Consider the following 16,022-nt stretch of genomic DNA (forward strand, 5'->3'; position numbering starts at 1 on the left):
TAGAAAACAAAGCCTGTTAGAGTCAAAATCATTAAAGACAAGACCGGGCAAAACGGTCTCAAACAGAGAAGCCTTCAGATATGATCTGAAAACTTCAATTATTTAGCGGAGAGAAGGGACAACTTTCGAACCAGTTTGTTGTAGATTTATTGAAAATCAGTTCTTTCCTAAATGGATCACAACGACATGACAAATTATAGAACTTTATTACAAGGTGGTGTAATAGGACTTCCTACAGCATGTTGATCCATTTGTTGAAAATCCGGAATTTCAGTAACTTAATATGGCAAAGAAGTAAGTTTTTATGCCTCGTCAAAAAAGTGGTTACCCTCATCTATCAGGGAGAATGGGGAATGATATTTACTACTACCGGAAAGACAGAAAAAACCGGAAGCAATACTTTATCCGCCAGGCTCCCGAAATGGTGACGCAAACATCCGCCACAAAAACGGCCTCCGCAGATTTTGGTACTGCCAGTAAAAGCAGCAGGCAAATTCGCAGTGCTCTTAAGGAATACACCCGGCTTTGTTATGATAACAGGCTTCATTCCCGTTTGAATAAAAAGATGGCAGAGATCTTACGTGCCGATGTAAATCACCCTTCCGGTCAGCGGGTTTTCATGGCAAACAATCTGCAATCCCTGCAGCATTTCCAGTTCAATGGTGCCGCCAACATTCAGCAACTTTCAAAAAGCACCCCTGTAATTGAAAAAAATGATAGTGGTGATATCAGTATCTCATTGCCCGGTACTTTCAGCAAAAGCAGTCATGTATTACGTAACACAACGCATATAACCATAAAGGCAATAGCCCTCTCAGTTAATTTCGCAAAGGGAACTACCCGTCAACTGGAAAGTAATACCGCTGTGATCAAACGTGGGGAGAAATTCACTCCTGTTACGCTGAATGTTAACCGCAGAGACCCTACACTGATCATACTGGAAATACAATCTTTTTATGAGGTGAATGGTCAGCTGCATGCATCTCAAAACAAGAAAGGGTGTGCGCTGGATGTAATTGCCGTATTAGCACCGGTGGAACCACCCAAAGAACAGAAAAAGAGGTACCGGAATAAAGCGCCCCACTTCTGGATGCCATATGTTGCTCCTGCAAGACCTGCTTTGATAATAATACCTGTTCACTGTAATTCCCTGCCGGCGGGATAGTATAACCCCATTTTGCTCAATAAAAAAATAGACCCTTATGTGATCGAAGTATGCTTCTATTGGTTTTGCTATGTCTGTTACCAACTTTTACCGCTTAAAACAGGTACAGGTACAGTAAATTGACAATGATTTTTATCTTTATACCCTGAAAAGATCTCATCATAGTTGCTTATTAACAGCAATACCTCTCTTACTCTTCAACTCCGGTACAGGTCCAACCTAATGCCATGGATAAAGCATGGATAAAGCTACTATAGCAGTATGTTACAATAGCTTTAACTAAGGAAGCAAAAGCGACACTGACGGGCATGGTGCGTTCTCACGATTTTACGGCATACATTCAAAAAATTGGAAACATTGCTCGTAACAACCTGGCCCAACCAGCCTGCGCTAGCGCAGGCTTTCTTGTTTTTTAGCGGGCGAAGAGGGCCAAGTTTCGAACCTGTTTAAGACGAATTTGGAACAAATTTGCCAATTTGAGAGTAGCTTATGAGCACACTTATTTAATAGATCATTACCTCCTGAAATACGTTTAATTAAAAAAAATTATATATAACTGTTGCCTTTATTTTATGTAATTGGCTCTTGTAAAGAGCATCTAGAAATAATATAATATTTTGCAAATCAGCCAGGTTAACAAATCCTCTTTCTCTGAAAGATTTCTCTATATCATCGGCATTGATATATGATCCTGTTGTTACAAACTTCCGAATTTCCTTGATTATAGTACTCTTTCCCGAGCCATTAGAGCCGGCAAAAACGCGCATTCTTTTTCTAACGGGGCTTGACATGCAGAACCGTTCCTTTCGTTAACAAAATTCTTCTCTGGACTGCAACTCTCCTTTCTATTGGGGCAACTCTTATAACAGTTCCATCAACATATTTCTTTACGATCCAACCATCTTCGGTTACTGTTACAGGAATATTCATTGCTTTATTCTCATTAATAGCATTGACAGCAGCGTTTTTTGCAATATTGGCCAGAAAACTCCGGTCATTCCTATCTTCTACCTCACTCAAGGTTGCATACTTCCTCCCCCCATGTACTGGTATTGCAACCTTAACTTTTTTGCTATTAAAAGACTGATTCCTTATTGCTGCCCTTCTTTTTGGATTTGGCATATTACAATGATTTATGAACTATTGACATTATTGAAATTACAATTTTGTAGCCAGATATAGCACATGTCAAACAGTTACTATTAGATCTTTCATACCTGAGCACGATTTAATGTTAACAAACAATCAGGTTTAACAAAACAAAAATGGGAAGAATCAGCATTATCAAGCTAAATTCTTCCCATTTAATTTCTGCGGGGTGTGAGGGACAACTTTCGAACCAGTTTATGGATGATTTATCTCATATTCACATATTCCTTAGTAAAATTAATTATTAAAATTGCTGTTCGCGATTGTACCGTATTCGTTTGTTGTGCTATTGGTTAAATTATAAACGAAGGTAAAAATTACCCTCGCTCATCTATCGAGGGCGAAAAATCAATGTAATCGCCCTCGTTGTTCAAGTAAGCAATTATCATGATTCATACCGCAATAACAAAATTGCGCTATGCCTAACTCAAATGGATTGATGAAAACCATCAAGTAGAAAAAATATGCCAAAGTTTGAACTGAATTACAGATAACCAATTTGATATTCAGTATTTTATGAAATAGTTTTTCCTGTGGTTAGATTTGTTAATCATCTTGCAATGCAATAATTTCATATCGGGTAAGTATAAGTCTTGAAACTCCTCCATTTAATAGTTTAATGAAAAGTGATAGTATGTGTGAGTATTGTTTGGATAAACATATACTCATTTTATTCTCATGATCGAAAAACTCATGTGAGGAGTAGAATTAAAACATGAGGAATGAATAGTTGGAAAGATACCGCAATACAATTATTAAGTAAAAGCTTAAAACCGATTCCGATAGAATTAAATGAGCTTGATTGGAAAACTGATATTTCAGATAATGGTAATCGGCTTGCACAACATATTTCAGCCTTTGCTAATTATCCGGGAGGCGGATTTCTTGCGTTTGGTATTGACAACAACGGTCAGTCTGTTAATTTGCGCAAGGAAACGATGGACATTATCATTCAAAAAATTGGAAACATTGCTCGTAACAACCTGGCCCAACCAATAGGTATAGACCATATAGTAACATGCTACGATGAAATTCCGGTGTTATTTGTTCATATACCAGAGTATCAGGATAAGCCTGTTCATATACGAGGCAAGGATATATATGAAAGCTATAAACGTTCGGCAGGTCAAACGGTAAAACTTTCTCGACAAGAAGTTAAACATCTAATTGCCGCTTCTACTGGATTGGAATATGAAAACAACATTGCTGCATCTCATATTCATAGCGATGAAGTATTGAGGATGCTGGATTACGACCGGTATTTCACGCTGCTTGATAAACGATTACCAGATACTAAGCAAGGCATTCTCGAATCATTAACTGATGATGGATTGCTTAAAAAAGCAGGAGTTAATTGGGATATTACTAACCTGGGCGCCATTCTCTTTGCAAAAGATTTAAATGTCTTTAAATCTTTGCAGCGGAAAATTGTTCGGGTAATTATATACAAGGATAACAGTCGTGTAAATGCTATCAAAGAGGAGGGGATTTTAAAGGGATATGCTACTGGATTTGAAGGTATGATTAGTTATATTATGGATCAATTACCTACAAATGAAGTAATAGAAGCGGCTTTGCGGCAGCGATTGAAAATATATCCTGACATAGCTATTCGGGAGTTTGTAGCAAATGCAATTATTCACCAGGAATTATCTATTACCGGCGCAGGTGTAATGGTTGAAGTATTTAAGGACAGAATTGAAATAACCAATCCAGGTACACCATTAGTAGATACCAACCGGTTTATTGATTCTGCTCCAAAGTCAAGAAACGAGACACTTGCATCACTTATGCGTCGCCTGAATATCTGTGAGGAACGAGGTAGCGGTGTGGATAGAGCAATTGAGGTAATTGAAGAATTTCAACTTCCAGCACCTAAATTTATCAGAGGAGATGAGTATACACGGGTCATTATATATGCACCTTTACCTTTAACAAAAATGAATAATGAAGACAGGATTAGAGCTTGTTATCAACATACCTGTTTGCATTATGTCAACAATGAAGCAGTGAATAATCAGTCGGTACGAAAGAGATTCAATATTAATAAAAACAATGTATCGTTTGCTTCTAAAATTATTGCTGATACAATTGATGCAGGTTTTATTAAACCGTCTGATCCAGACAATATATCAAAAAAGTTCGCCTCATATATTCCTTACTGGGCTTGAGCTTATTTCATTGGAATATCCTAATTTGACCTTTACAAACACAATTGATTGATATTTAGTTAGTTACTATTTCATTGGGAAATCCTAAAATACATAGCTAATGGAGAGAAAGTAAAGAATATTGCTATGAAGAGATAAGTAAAAAGAAGTATTTCGAACTTGCAAATAGTTGATAATTAACCAACAATAAAATACAAGCAAAAAAGCCCTTAAATCCAAGGACTTAAAGGCTTTTAATATCTGCGGGCTGCGAGGGACAATTATCGAACCAATTTGCCCGGGATTTGGACCGGATATATCAGTTAGCAAAGGGGATAGTATAGCGAATCGCAGGATGACGGCACTTTTCTATTCTATGTTACTCTTACAGGCTTTAACCGCTATGTAACAATCAGCAGCCCAAACCTGGCAGCCAATAGCTTTAGTGTTTCCGGAGGAAGTTTTGGGATTAGCCTTGCTCCTTCAAGTGTGACAACGCTTGTTTCGAAGTAAGAAGGATACCTGAATTAAAAGCCTTGTGATGAAAATCAGAGGGCTTTTATTATTTTGCACACCATGAGAAAACCTTTACTTTTCCTGTTTATTGTTCTCGCTAATATGGTAAATGCACAGCCTAATAAAGCTTACCAGAATAACCGGAAAACGTATAATCTGAAGGGCAATGTAAGATCTATTCTAGAATTTAACTACAAGCAATACGTTCCTGATTCCGAACTAACTTACTATGTTACAAAGCGATATTATAAATTTAATGCCGCAGGTAATTGTACTGAGTTAACCACTTTCCTCGAGCATGAAAGCTTTCAGGGCAGGAATGTATACCAATATGATGAAGCTGGTAACAATACTGAAATAATTGCCTATAATGAAGATAGCACCCTGGATTACAAAGTTACTTATGTGTTCGACGAACAGGGCAACATGATTGACTTTTCTAATTACGGTAGCTCCGGGAACCTGAAATACAGGGACCAACGTACCTATGGCCCAGGCCTTAGTTTTGTTAAAAGTCGGGTTGGTTTGACGCCTCCCGGCTCAACCTCTACCTACAGGTATACATACGATTCGCGGGGCCGGCGCACCTCGGAGAACTATTACAACGATGATGAAACAAAACTTAAAAGAAGGACAGAGTGGCTGTACAGTGGAGATACTACAAGAGAAACAGAATATAACCGGTTCGGTGAGCTCTCAGGAACGAGGCTGAGTGTATATGACAAAAACAACCGCTTGATTGAATCTAAAATAAATGCCGGTTACGAGAACATGAGGGAGATCCTCTATAAATATGATACTTTCGGAAATGAACTTGAATGTATAGTAAAAGATAGTGCAGGAGTAGATATGAAGAGATCATACCAGTGTGAATATAAGTATGACAAAACCGGTAATTGGATCAAGAGGATCACTTATAAAGCAGATGGGACATTAAAATCGTCAATAGAGAGAAAGATCGGCTACTATTTAGATTGATCTCTTCAAAATGAAGGCATTGACGTTAATTTCAATATAAACAGTAGAAGTGCCATCCTCAAATACAAAAAGCCTCCAAATCTTTCGACTTGGAGGCTTAAAGCTTGCGGGCTGTAGGTTACAACTTTCGAACCGGTTTACAGGAGATCTTAGTAATATTGTAGATTCCTATAATGAGTATTTGACAAAGATTCAAACGTTATTGTGAAAAGATTTTTATGTCGGTGATGGGGATCAAGTTCGAACAAAATGGCTATTTCAAAGAAAGATTTACTAAAGATCATAACTCCGCTGGATGATTTAAACCTAACCAGGATCGTATTTGTGCTACCCGGTTAAAACCCACCGAATTTCCCACCTTCCGTTTATGGGGTTTACTCGAGTCCTTTGTGGATTGGTTACAGAAATGGTTCAAATGTTTCGAGATTTGGTTACAGCCATTGGAAATTTCAGGACGTGCAACAGAATGGCATTCATCAATCAAGAATATTTACGTTTGGCAATCAAAATTATTATGTAGATTATAGTCAGTTTAACCAAGGGCCATACAGCCATTCCGGATATTACAATCCGTATTCTTTATTCTAATACTCAACTTATTTGAAGTAATGAAAATTGCAGTAGTTATAATAGTATTGAACTTGTTTTTTGCATGCTCATACAAACCAATATCTAAAGATATAAGAGAACGGTTTACCAATAAGCTCGAAGGGAAAAACACAAACATTAGAAGCCTCTTAAATATTGATGGTTATTACCAATTTTGGGAGCGAGGAGAATTTTTGAAGAATAATAGAACTGGGAAATTGGATAGCTTTTTTGTGCAGATGCTTTTTTATGAAGATGGTTCGTTTGTATATAGCTTCTTCTTTCGTCAGCCTTTTCCACCTGATGTTGATAGTTGTTTAATGGCCATTGCAAGAAATGGTATCGGAGATGAATTTTACATCGGTTCATATTGGGGAGCTTATAAGATTGACGGAGACACGATTGTAGCTCAGTATATAAATAACGTTTCACGTAGTTATCTTGCTCCTTGGTTTGGCGGGGAATTTTGGCTTAAGGTGATTAAATATAATGAGATTAAAATAGTTCACATGGCAGACCTGAAGAAGATGACTGATCAGGACATTAGATTAAATAAAGAAATGGTGGTATCGAAATTTACCAACGGGAAATTTCATCCATTAGATACAATACCTCCGCCCCACGGTTGGGTAAAAAAAGAGCGATGGATCTGGCGAAATGAGGCAGATTGGAAAAAATATGTTGAGAAATTGGTTAAATTGTCTTCTCGCAAGTCCAATTAATTGAATGTTTCCTGCTTCCTGTTTCTTTAATGCAGTTACAATCTGCTGTTCTGTGAATCTTATAGGGAAGCCGACAACAGGAAAGATCGAAAAAATAGACCGGCTCTTTTATAAATCGCGGTTTGTACTTCCGGATAGTGCATTTAAAGGGGAAATTTCATTTTTGAGCTGATCGCAAACCTATGGGCAACAAACTCTAATGAAAAAAGGACAAACCATCTTTCGATAATTTGTCCTTTCCAGCTTGCGGAGAGAGAGGGATTCGAACCCTCGGTACAGTTTAACCCGTACGACGGTTTAGCAAACCGTTCCTTTCGGCCACTCAGGCATCTCTCCCCGTCCCTTTCGGGGTTGCAAAAATAGTAATTATTTGGAATTATCCAAAAGCAATTTCATGTATTTAAAAATCCTTCGAAATCAATTAACCTAATTTACCTGTAATGAGAGCATTTAACAATGTTCTAACTACCCCCTGTTTACACCAAAGACTACAGACATCAAAACGGGACCATCCCTTATATAACCATAACAGGACAATACAGAACGAATATACTGTAAATGAAGTTGTTATATCCCTTATAAATACTGCAGATCGATTACCGCGAGAAGAATAACACATGAAAAAAAATTAATCCTGATAAAATCCCGCCTATAACCTCTATAATAATACATTCATACAGCCCCGGAAATTTATATAACACATAATTCTTATGAATATGCGTAATCATAAGAATAAGTGACTAAATTTGCGCTCTAACTTTCGATTTTAAAGTCAAAGCAATATGCGCACTGTTACATTAAAAAGGGTTGTGGTTACCGGGCTTGGGGCCTTAACGCCTATCGGAAATGATGTAAACACTTTCTGGAATAATCTGAAGACAGGCACCAGTGGTGCCGGCCCAATTACTCGTTTCGATATCACGGAATTTAAAACCAAGTTTGCCTGCGAGCTGAAGGGTTTTGATATAGAAAAATTCATGGAAAAGAAAGAAGCCCGTAAAATGGACATGTTCACCCAATATGCAATGGTGGCTGCTCAGGAGGCTGTGGAAAATGCAGGACTACACCTGGAAGGTGTGGATAAAACCATGGTAGGCGTTATCTGGGCTTCCGGTAACGGCGGTATGCAAACCTTCGAAGATCAGATCATCGAGTTTGCAAATGCCAACTTCGTTCCTAAATTCAATCCTTTCTTTATTCCCAAACTGATTTCCGATATCGCCGCAGGACAGATATCAATGAAATACGGTTTCATGGGGGTTAACTATTGTACCGTATCTGCATGCGCTTCCTCCAGTAGCGCCCTGGTAGATGCTTTTAACTTTATCCGCCTGGGTAAAGCCAATGCTATCGTAGCCGGTGGCTCCGAGGCTCCTATCACCCGTGCAGGTATCGCAGGTTTCAATGCTCTCAAAGCATTATCTACCCGCAATGATGATCCTACCAAAGCTTCCCGTCCTTTCGACATATCCCGTGATGGTTTCGTAATGGGCGAAGGCGCTGGCGCTATCATCCTGGAAGAATACGAACATGCCGTGAAAAGAGGTGCTACCATCTATGCAGAAATGGTGGGTGGTGCTATGACCGCTGATGCTTACCACCTCACCGCTACTCATCCGGAAGGCCTCGGCGCCCGCCTTGGTATGCAGAGAGCTCTGGAAGATGCAGAACTGAAGCCTGAAAATGTTGACTATATCAACGCCCACGCTACATCTACCCCACTGGGTGATGTAAGCGAACTGAAAGGTATCACCGGCGTATTCGGCGATTATGTAACCGAAGTCAACATCAGTGCTACTAAATCCATGACAGGTCACCTGCTCGGTGCTGCTGGTGCTATAGAAGCTATTACCTGTATCAAAGCTACCCAGCATGATATCATCCCTCCAACCATCAACACCGGTGCACTGGGAGAAGGTATACCTACAAATCTGAACCTGACACTCGGTAAGGCTCAGGAACGTACTGTAAACGTAGCAATGAGTAACACCTTTGGCTTCGGTGGTCACAATGCTATCGTAATATTCAAGAAATTTCAGGCTTAATAGAAGTTGATAATATATCTGAAAGCGGATCACTGGAGTGATCCGCTTTTTTATTACTAACTGATGATCAGGTATTTTAAGTATTAAACGCAATACTCTTCACTAAAAATTTTAGTACTCGCCAATTATGGTGTAGTTTAGTAGTCTAAATTAGTCCGTGTTATACTCCTGATATACACGGCTTTTTACTACTAATATGGCAAAGAAGAAAGAGAATGTAACTACGCCGGAAGCTGCGCAGATACCGGCAGATGATCATATAGAAGTGTTTGGCGCCCGGGTACATAACCTTAAGAACCTGGATCTGCAGTTACCTAAAAATAAATTGGTTGTCATTACCGGCATCAGCGGAAGCGGTAAATCATCACTGGCTTTCGATACCATTTATGCAGAAGGACAAAGACGCTATATGGAAAGCTTTTCTGCATATGCCCGCCAGTTTATCGGCGACATGGAGCGACCTGATGTTGACAAGATCACTGGCCTGTCACCAGTTATTTCCATCGAGCAGAAAACAACCAACAAAAATCCCCGCTCTACTGTAGGTACCATCACGGAAATATATGATTTCCTCCGCCTGCTATATGCACGCGTGGGTCAGGCATATTCCTACAATACCAATAAACGCATGACCCGCTTCTCTGAAGAAGAGATCCTGGACCACGTGTTTAAAAACTTCCCGAAAAAGAAACTGGTGATTCTCGCTCCACTCATCCGTGGACGTAAAGGCCACTACCGGGAACTATTCGAGCAACTCCGTAAACAGGGCTACCTGAAAGTAAGAGTGAACGGCGAAATTATCGACCTGAAAGAACGCATGCAGGTAGACCGCTACAAAATCCATGATATAGAACTGGTGGTAGACAGAATACAAGTACTGGATGATGCGCGGACAAGGATCAGCCAGAGTGTTCAGAAAGCACTGCAGATGGGGAAAGGACTGCTCTTTATCATGGATAATGATACCAACAAGATAAGTCAGTACAGTAAACAACTGATGTGCGAGGATACCGGTATCTCTTATGAGGAACCATCTCCCAACACCTTCTCATTCAACTCTCCCTATGGTGCCTGCCCCCGCTGTAAAGGGCTGGGTACCATTTACCAGATAGATATGGAGGAAGTAATCCCCGATTATTCCCGCTCTATCAATGAAGGTGGCCTGGCTCCCCTGGGCGAAGCCCGCGATACCTTCACTTTTAAACAGGTACAGCTACTGGCTAAGAAATACAAATTCTCCCTCACAGCTCCACTTTCAGACATTCCGCAGAAGTCCTTAAACCTGCTGCTGTTTGGTGATGAAAACGGGAAACTGGAAATGGATATGGCCTTCGAAGAAAACGGAGAGCCAACCTATTCTACAGAATACGAAGGGGTAATCAATACTGTTCGCCGCTTTTTTAATGATACATCTTCAGAGGCTGTACGTAACTGGGCAGAAGGCTTCATGAAATTGAATACCTGCCCGGAATGTAATGGTACCCGTCTTAAAAAAGAAAGCCTCTATTTTAAGGTGGATGAAAAAAATATCGCTGAACTGGGAGGAATGGATCTGGATAAACTCCTTGCCTGGTTTAAAGATGTTGAAAAACGACTGGATAAAAAACAGAATACCATCGCTAAAGATATTCTGAAAGAGATCCGCGAACGACTGGGCTTCCTGCTTAATGTTGGATTGAACTACCTCACCCTTTACCGTGCTACCCGCTCCCTGAGCGGTGGGGAAAGCCAGCGGATCCGCCTGGCTACACAGATAGGCTCCCAACTGATGGGAATCACCTACATCCTGGATGAGCCAAGCATCGGACTCCATCAGCGCGATAATATGCAGCTGATTGAGGCTCTCCGTAATTTGAAAGAAATGGGCAATACCGTGATAGTAGTGGAACATGATAAAGATATCATGCTGCATGCAGACCATCTGGTAGATGTAGGCCCCGGTGCAGGCGTACATGGCGGACAAATCATTGCTCAAGGTACTCCGGCACAAATCCTCAAGCTGAAAACACCAACTGCGGGATACCTGAATGGCTCACTCGTAACCCCTGTGCCGGCAGAAAGACGCAAAGGCAACGGGAAATTCCTGGAGCTGAAAGGAGCTACTGGCAACAACCTGAAAAATGTGAACGTGAAACTCCCGCTGGGAACTTTCATCTGCGTTACAGGCGTTTCAGGTAGCGGAAAGTCCACCCTGATCAATGAAACACTGTACCCCATTCTTAGCAAACATGCTTATGATTCCAAAATGGTACCGATGCCCTACAAAAGCATCAAAGGCCTGGAAAATTTAGATAAGGTAATTGAGATAGATCAGTCACCAATCGGCCGTACTCCCCGTAGTAACCCGGCTACCTACTGCGGATTCTTTACAGATATCCGTACCCTCTTTTCCCAGATACCGGAAGCCAAAATAAGAGGTTATGCTGCAGGACGTTTCTCCTTCAACGTGAAAAGTGGCCGCTGTGAAGTATGTGAAGGTGGTGGTATGCGGGTGATTGAAATGAACTTCCTCCCGGATGTATACGTGAAATGCGAAAAATGTAATGGACGACGTTATAACAGGGAAACTCTGGAGATTCGCTACAAAGGCAAATCCATATCCGATGTACTGGATATGACCGTTGATGATGCTGTGGAATTCTTCCAACCGGTAAATTATATCTACCGGAAAGTGAAAACCCTGCAGGATGTTGGACTGGGATATATTACCCTGGGACAATCAGCCGTGACCCTCTCCGGTGGTGAGGCACAACGTGTGAAACTGGCTACAGAACTATCAAAGAAGGATACCGGTAAAACGATCTATATATTGGATGAACCTACTACCGGTTTACACTTCCAGGATATCCAGCTGCTCCTGAACGTACTGAATAAACTGGTAGATCGCGGAAATACAGTCCTGGTGATAGAACATAACCTGGATGTGATCAAAATGGCAGACCATATTATTGATCTCGGACCAGAAGGCGGTGGTGGTGGCGGTACCATCCTTTGCAGCGGCACACCAGAAGAGGTAAGCGAATGCAAGGATAGTCATACTGCACGATTCCTGAAAAAAGAACTGGAATCTTAATATTTTAGCCGGGCCTGTATCAGAAATCAGATACAGGCTCGTTTAATTTGGGGATCTGATGGGAGCCATAATACACCCCCGGTTATATCAAAAATATAGTACAAGGAGTTACTCACATCTTGTTTGATTACCTTTGCCCGGAAAACGGACCATCCGATGCCCGTAAATGATTAATATTCAAGCATGAAATATATTTCCGGAATCATTGCAATACTACTGCTGTCAGTGTTTGCAGCCTGTGAAGATGAAACTAAAACCTGCGACCAGACGCTCATCGCGGATCTGGGGATCAACTTTAAAAAGGATACCCTTGATGGCTTCCTTGTTAAAGATACCGCCTGGCCCAAAGTGACACTGATGGCGCTGAATAAAGATACCATACTCAGTAATGCACTCCGGTCAAGCGTATTTGTATCATTGTCACCACTGTCAGATACCTCCAGTTTTTATCTCAAACTGGATTCTACTAAAGTCGCAGATACCCTTACATTCCTTTATACCAGGAAACCGAATTTTGTATCGGCTGGTTGTGGTTTCGCTACATTTTTCACACTGGATACAGTAATATCCACACATCATACCATCGACTCCATCCATATTAACAACAAGGAAGTAAACAGTTCGAATGATACGCACCTTTCTCTATTCTTTATCTTTCCTTATTAGTCTGTCGGCTATTACCACACAGGCACAGGTAAAAGACAGCATCCGTAAACCGGCTGCTGATACTATTGCCCGTAAGGTTGCACCTGCAAGAGATACCACCCATAAACTGGTCGCTAAACCACTGCCTGTAAAAGACAGTAGTTATACTACTACCAGCGGAGGATTGCGTATAGGACTGGATATCAGCCGCTTCGCGTTAAAATTCTTCCAGCCATACAGAACAGATATTACAATACAGGCAGATGCCCAACTGAATAAAAGACTGTTTGCTGCACTGGAAACCGGCTTTAACAGAACCTCCCACAGCGATACCAACTACACCTATAAAGGTAGCGGCGCATTTGTAACCGTTGGTGTGGATTACGACTTCCTCAAAAAAAGAGAAGCTGGCGAAAAGAATATGGTATACGGTGGGATCCGTTATGGCTTTGCCCATAACACCTACGAAGTGCCGGCTTATAATATCCACAGTTCTTATTGGGATAGTAACTTAAATGGAACTTATCCTAAAACAAGCGTCTCTGCTCATTGGATAGAACTGGTGTTTGGACTAAGAGTGGAAGTATTGAAGAATTTTTTCCTGGGATGGGGTGTCAGGGAGAAGATTATGGTTAGCAACAGCGCGAGCAAGGAATTCCCGCCAATAGTAATACCCGGCTTCGGGAGTGGGACCAAAAAGTCGCAATTTGACATGACATATACCGTCTCATATTATTTCCCGCTATATAAAATTAAAATACCTGTACCTAAAGGGCCGGCTAAAAAGTAAAACAAAGGAATCTCTGAAAGAGGGAGCACCTTTCCCCCCTCTGCCAGATCTATCTATTTTAGATACAGAGTAGTTGGATTGCAGCCCGTATTTCTCATACAGAGTCCCGGATCATTTCAATATGCGGGATATTGTCTTCCAGATACATCTCACTGCTTTGTATAAAACCCAGCGATGAATAGAATTTCTGCAGATATTGCTGGGCTCCGATCTTAATCGGAACTTTTCCAAACCGTGCTTCCAGCATCCTGATAGACTGCTCCATCAGCTCTCTTCCAGCTCCCGTGCCACGTACCTTCTTCGACGTTACTACCCTGCCTATAGAAGCCATATCAAACTTAATACCCGGTTCGAATAACCGGGTATACGCTACCAGCTCCTGTTCTTCATCATATCCCAGCACATGTATTCCCTTTTGATCTGCATTATCCATATCCAGGAAAACACAAGCCTGCTCTACAACAAATACCTCACTGCGCAAGCGCAGCAATGCATACAATTCACCTGTAGTCAGTTCTTCAAACGTTTTAACAATCCACTGCATAATTTATAGTATGAATCCACGCAATTAATAATAATTTAGCGACAATATTTGTAACAATAGTCGGGACTTAGCAAAATTAGAGAAACTGATCATGATTACCCATGCCGTTACCTTCCTCTCATTAGAACATATTACTGTCCGCTACCTGGATAAAACATTATTTTCCGGTCTGGACTGGTCAGTTAATACCGGAGAACATTGGGCCATTACTGGTCCGGGGGGATCGGGAAAAACAGCCCTGCTCAATACTATCACCGGTAAGTTCAATGTAATCAACGGAGGTATTCATCATCATTATTACGATGCTTACCGTCAGCATCATAATATAACAGATCCTTACTTCAGCTATCGTGATGTAATAGCACAGGTAGGGCATCACCATACTTTTAAGAACAGATCTAATACCACTACCGATTTCTACTATCAGCAGCGCTTTAACAGCATGGATTCCTCTGATGCACCCACTGTACGGGAATACCTGTATGGTGAAACAACTGCTACCCCGGAAGATACGCCGCTATTACAACCACTGCATATTACACCACTGCTGGATAAAGAACTGATTAAGCTATCCAATGGTGAAACCCGTCGTGTAATGATTGCAAAAGCGCTCTTGCAAAAGCCATTATTGCTGATGCTCGATAATCCCTTTTCCGGTCTGGATATACAGGCCCGTAAAGATTTCAGCGAAATGGTGAATAAGATCATTGCCAATGGCACCACCGTTATATTAGTGACTTCTCCTACCGAAATCCCGGAAAATATCACCCACGTACTTACCCTGGATGCCGGCCGGATAACAGGAAAGTACACACGGGAAGAATATCTGAAACTGCCTGTACCGGCAATCGTTACCCAAAACGCTCATATAGATGAAGAAAAGCTGAGAGCGCTGGTAAAACCTGTGGTCCCCCAGTTCGATACTATCATCCGTATGGAACATGTTAAAGTCCAGTATGGTGAACATTTGATATTGGATGATGTTAACTGGATAGTGAAACCCAATGAAAAATGGGCATTACTGGGTCATAACGGGGCCGGAAAATCTACCCTGCTAAGTCTTATTACCGGCGATAATCCACAGGCATATGCAAACCAGCTGTTCCTGTTTGACCGCAAAAGAGGTAGTGGGGAAAGCATCTGGGATATCAAACGGAAAATAGGATTTGTGTCTCCGGAGCTACACCAGTATTTCCAGGCAGGCAGCAATTGCCTCCAGGTAGTGGTGTCTGGATTCTATGATATTATTGGCAGTAACCGTGCCGGTACTCCGGAACAACTGCAGCATGCTGCCAGTTGGATGGATATCCTGGGCATTGCTGACCATATGAAACAGCCTTTTAAGGGTGTACCCGAAAGCGTACAACGCCTTACCCTGCTGGCCCGCGCGCTGGTAAAAGAACCACCCCTGCTCATCTTTGATGAACCCTGTCAGGGACTGGACGCTCAACAGAAGGAACATTTTAAACAAGTTATTGATACACTGTGCAGCATAATGGACCTGACCCTTATTTTCGTAACACACTACCAGGAAGAAATTCCTTCTGCCGTTACTAAAATCCTTAAACTGGAAAAGGGAAAGTCTATACATTAGGATTTTACTGTATTTAAGCTACCTTTATTCTTTCTAAACAGCATTCAAGAAACCTCATGCATC

At 41.2% G+C, this 16,022-nt stretch carries 11 protein-coding genes and 1 tRNA gene; 9 read left to right on the plus strand and 3 right to left on the minus strand.

Annotation, left to right across the window (positions count from 1 at the left end):
* Nucleotides 1–304 precede the first annotated feature (304 nt).
* The gene (locus BM176_RS05915; protein WP_143097728.1) at nt 305–1,165 is read left to right on the plus strand and encodes a hypothetical protein; all 861 of its coding nucleotides are present in this window, start codon (nt 305–307) and stop codon (nt 1,163–1,165) included.
* A 774-nt stretch (nt 1,166–1,939) separates the two neighbouring features.
* On the opposite strand, the gene BM176_RS05925 is transcribed toward BM176_RS05915, so the two are convergent.
* Entirely contained in the window at nt 1,940–2,287 is a 348-nt protein-coding gene (locus BM176_RS05925) for a hypothetical protein (RefSeq protein WP_090100553.1), read from the minus strand.
* A 749-nt stretch (nt 2,288–3,036) separates the two neighbouring features.
* Here BM176_RS05925 and BM176_RS05930 point away from each other — a divergent pair.
* The 3 genes from BM176_RS05930 (at nt 3,037) to BM176_RS05940 (ending at nt 7,268) form a co-directional block, all read left to right on the plus strand.
* Complete coding sequence (locus BM176_RS05930; protein ID WP_090100555.1) at nt 3,037–4,485, plus strand: ATP-binding protein; 1,449 nt, start codon at nt 3,037–3,039, stop codon at nt 4,483–4,485.
* A 555-nt stretch (nt 4,486–5,040) separates the two neighbouring features.
* Nucleotides 5,041–5,958: a hypothetical protein gene (locus BM176_RS05935; RefSeq protein ID WP_090100557.1), complete on the plus strand. Its 918-nt coding sequence runs from the start codon at nt 5,041–5,043 to the stop codon at nt 5,956–5,958.
* A 608-nt stretch (nt 5,959–6,566) separates the two neighbouring features.
* Nucleotides 6,567–7,268, plus strand: coding sequence for a hypothetical protein (locus BM176_RS05940; RefSeq protein ID WP_090100559.1), 702 nt, complete (start codon nt 6,567–6,569; stop codon nt 7,266–7,268).
* Between the two features lie 247 nt (nt 7,269–7,515).
* Here the strand turns inward: BM176_RS05940 and BM176_RS05945 are convergent.
* A tRNA-Ser gene (locus BM176_RS05945) sits at nt 7,516–7,604 on the minus strand.
* A gap of 446 nt (nt 7,605–8,050) precedes the next feature.
* Between BM176_RS05945 and fabF the strand changes: the two genes are divergently transcribed.
* The 4 genes from fabF to BM176_RS05965 all read left to right on the plus strand — a co-directional run bounded on the left by fabF (nt 8,051) and on the right by BM176_RS05965 (nt 13,821).
* Nucleotides 8,051–9,313, plus strand: a complete 1,263-nt coding sequence (gene fabF, locus BM176_RS05950; RefSeq protein WP_090100561.1) for a beta-ketoacyl-ACP synthase II — start codon at nt 8,051–8,053, stop codon at nt 9,311–9,313.
* A gap of 196 nt (nt 9,314–9,509) precedes the next feature.
* Nucleotides 9,510–12,386, plus strand: coding sequence for an excinuclease ABC subunit UvrA (uvrA, locus tag BM176_RS05955; RefSeq protein ID WP_090100563.1), 2,877 nt, complete (start codon nt 9,510–9,512; stop codon nt 12,384–12,386).
* 183 nt (nt 12,387–12,569) lie between these two features.
* Nucleotides 12,570–13,052 (plus strand): DUF6452 family protein, encoded by a 483-nt coding sequence (locus BM176_RS05960; protein WP_090100565.1) that lies wholly within the window; start codon nt 12,570–12,572, stop codon nt 13,050–13,052.
* Entirely contained in the window at nt 13,012–13,821 is an 810-nt protein-coding gene (locus BM176_RS05965) for a DUF6048 family protein (protein ID WP_090100567.1), read from the plus strand. Before BM176_RS05960 ends, BM176_RS05965 begins: the two co-directional genes overlap by 41 nt.
* A 94-nt stretch (nt 13,822–13,915) precedes the next feature.
* Here the strand turns inward: BM176_RS05965 and BM176_RS05970 are convergent, their stop codons facing one another.
* On the minus strand, nt 13,916–14,365 hold the full coding sequence (locus BM176_RS05970; RefSeq protein WP_177230311.1) for a GNAT family N-acetyltransferase: 450 nt from the start codon (nt 14,363–14,365) through the stop codon (nt 13,916–13,918).
* A 91-nt stretch (nt 14,366–14,456) separates the two neighbouring features.
* Between BM176_RS05970 and BM176_RS05975 the strand changes: the two genes are divergently transcribed.
* Entirely contained in the window at nt 14,457–15,959 is a 1,503-nt protein-coding gene (locus BM176_RS05975; protein ID WP_090100572.1) for an ATP-binding cassette domain-containing protein, read from the plus strand.
* Nucleotides 15,960–16,022: the final 63 nt, after the last annotated feature.

Source organism: Chitinophaga sp. CF118, assembly GCF_900112615.1.
Lineage (GTDB): Bacteria > Bacteroidota > Bacteroidia > Chitinophagales > Chitinophagaceae > Chitinophaga.

Bases quoted from the DNA above. Each gene is read 5' to 3' on its own strand.
- BM176_RS05915 (WP_143097728.1), top strand. From the start codon at position 305: ATGCCTCGTCAAAAAAGTGGTTACCCTCATCTATCAGGGAGAATGGGG.
- BM176_RS05925 (WP_090100553.1), bottom strand. From the start codon at position 2,287: ATGCCAAATCCAAAAAGAAGGGCAGCAATAAGGAATCAGTCTTTTAAT.
- BM176_RS05930 (WP_090100555.1), top strand. From the start codon at position 3,037: ATGAATAGTTGGAAAGATACCGCAATACAATTATTAAGTAAAAGCTTA.
- BM176_RS05935 (WP_090100557.1), top strand. From the start codon at position 5,041: ATGAGAAAACCTTTACTTTTCCTGTTTATTGTTCTCGCTAATATGGTA.
- BM176_RS05940 (WP_090100559.1), top strand. From the start codon at position 6,567: ATGAAAATTGCAGTAGTTATAATAGTATTGAACTTGTTTTTTGCATGC.
- fabF (WP_090100561.1), top strand. From the start codon at position 8,051: ATGCGCACTGTTACATTAAAAAGGGTTGTGGTTACCGGGCTTGGGGCC.
- uvrA (WP_090100563.1), top strand. From the start codon at position 9,510: ATGGCAAAGAAGAAAGAGAATGTAACTACGCCGGAAGCTGCGCAGATA.
- BM176_RS05960 (WP_090100565.1), top strand. From the start codon at position 12,570: ATGAAATATATTTCCGGAATCATTGCAATACTACTGCTGTCAGTGTTT.
- BM176_RS05965 (WP_090100567.1), top strand. From the start codon at position 13,012: ATGATACGCACCTTTCTCTATTCTTTATCTTTCCTTATTAGTCTGTCG.
- BM176_RS05970 (WP_177230311.1), bottom strand. From the start codon at position 14,365: ATGCAGTGGATTGTTAAAACGTTTGAAGAACTGACTACAGGTGAATTG.
- BM176_RS05975 (WP_090100572.1), top strand. From the start codon at position 14,457: ATGATTACCCATGCCGTTACCTTCCTCTCATTAGAACATATTACTGTC.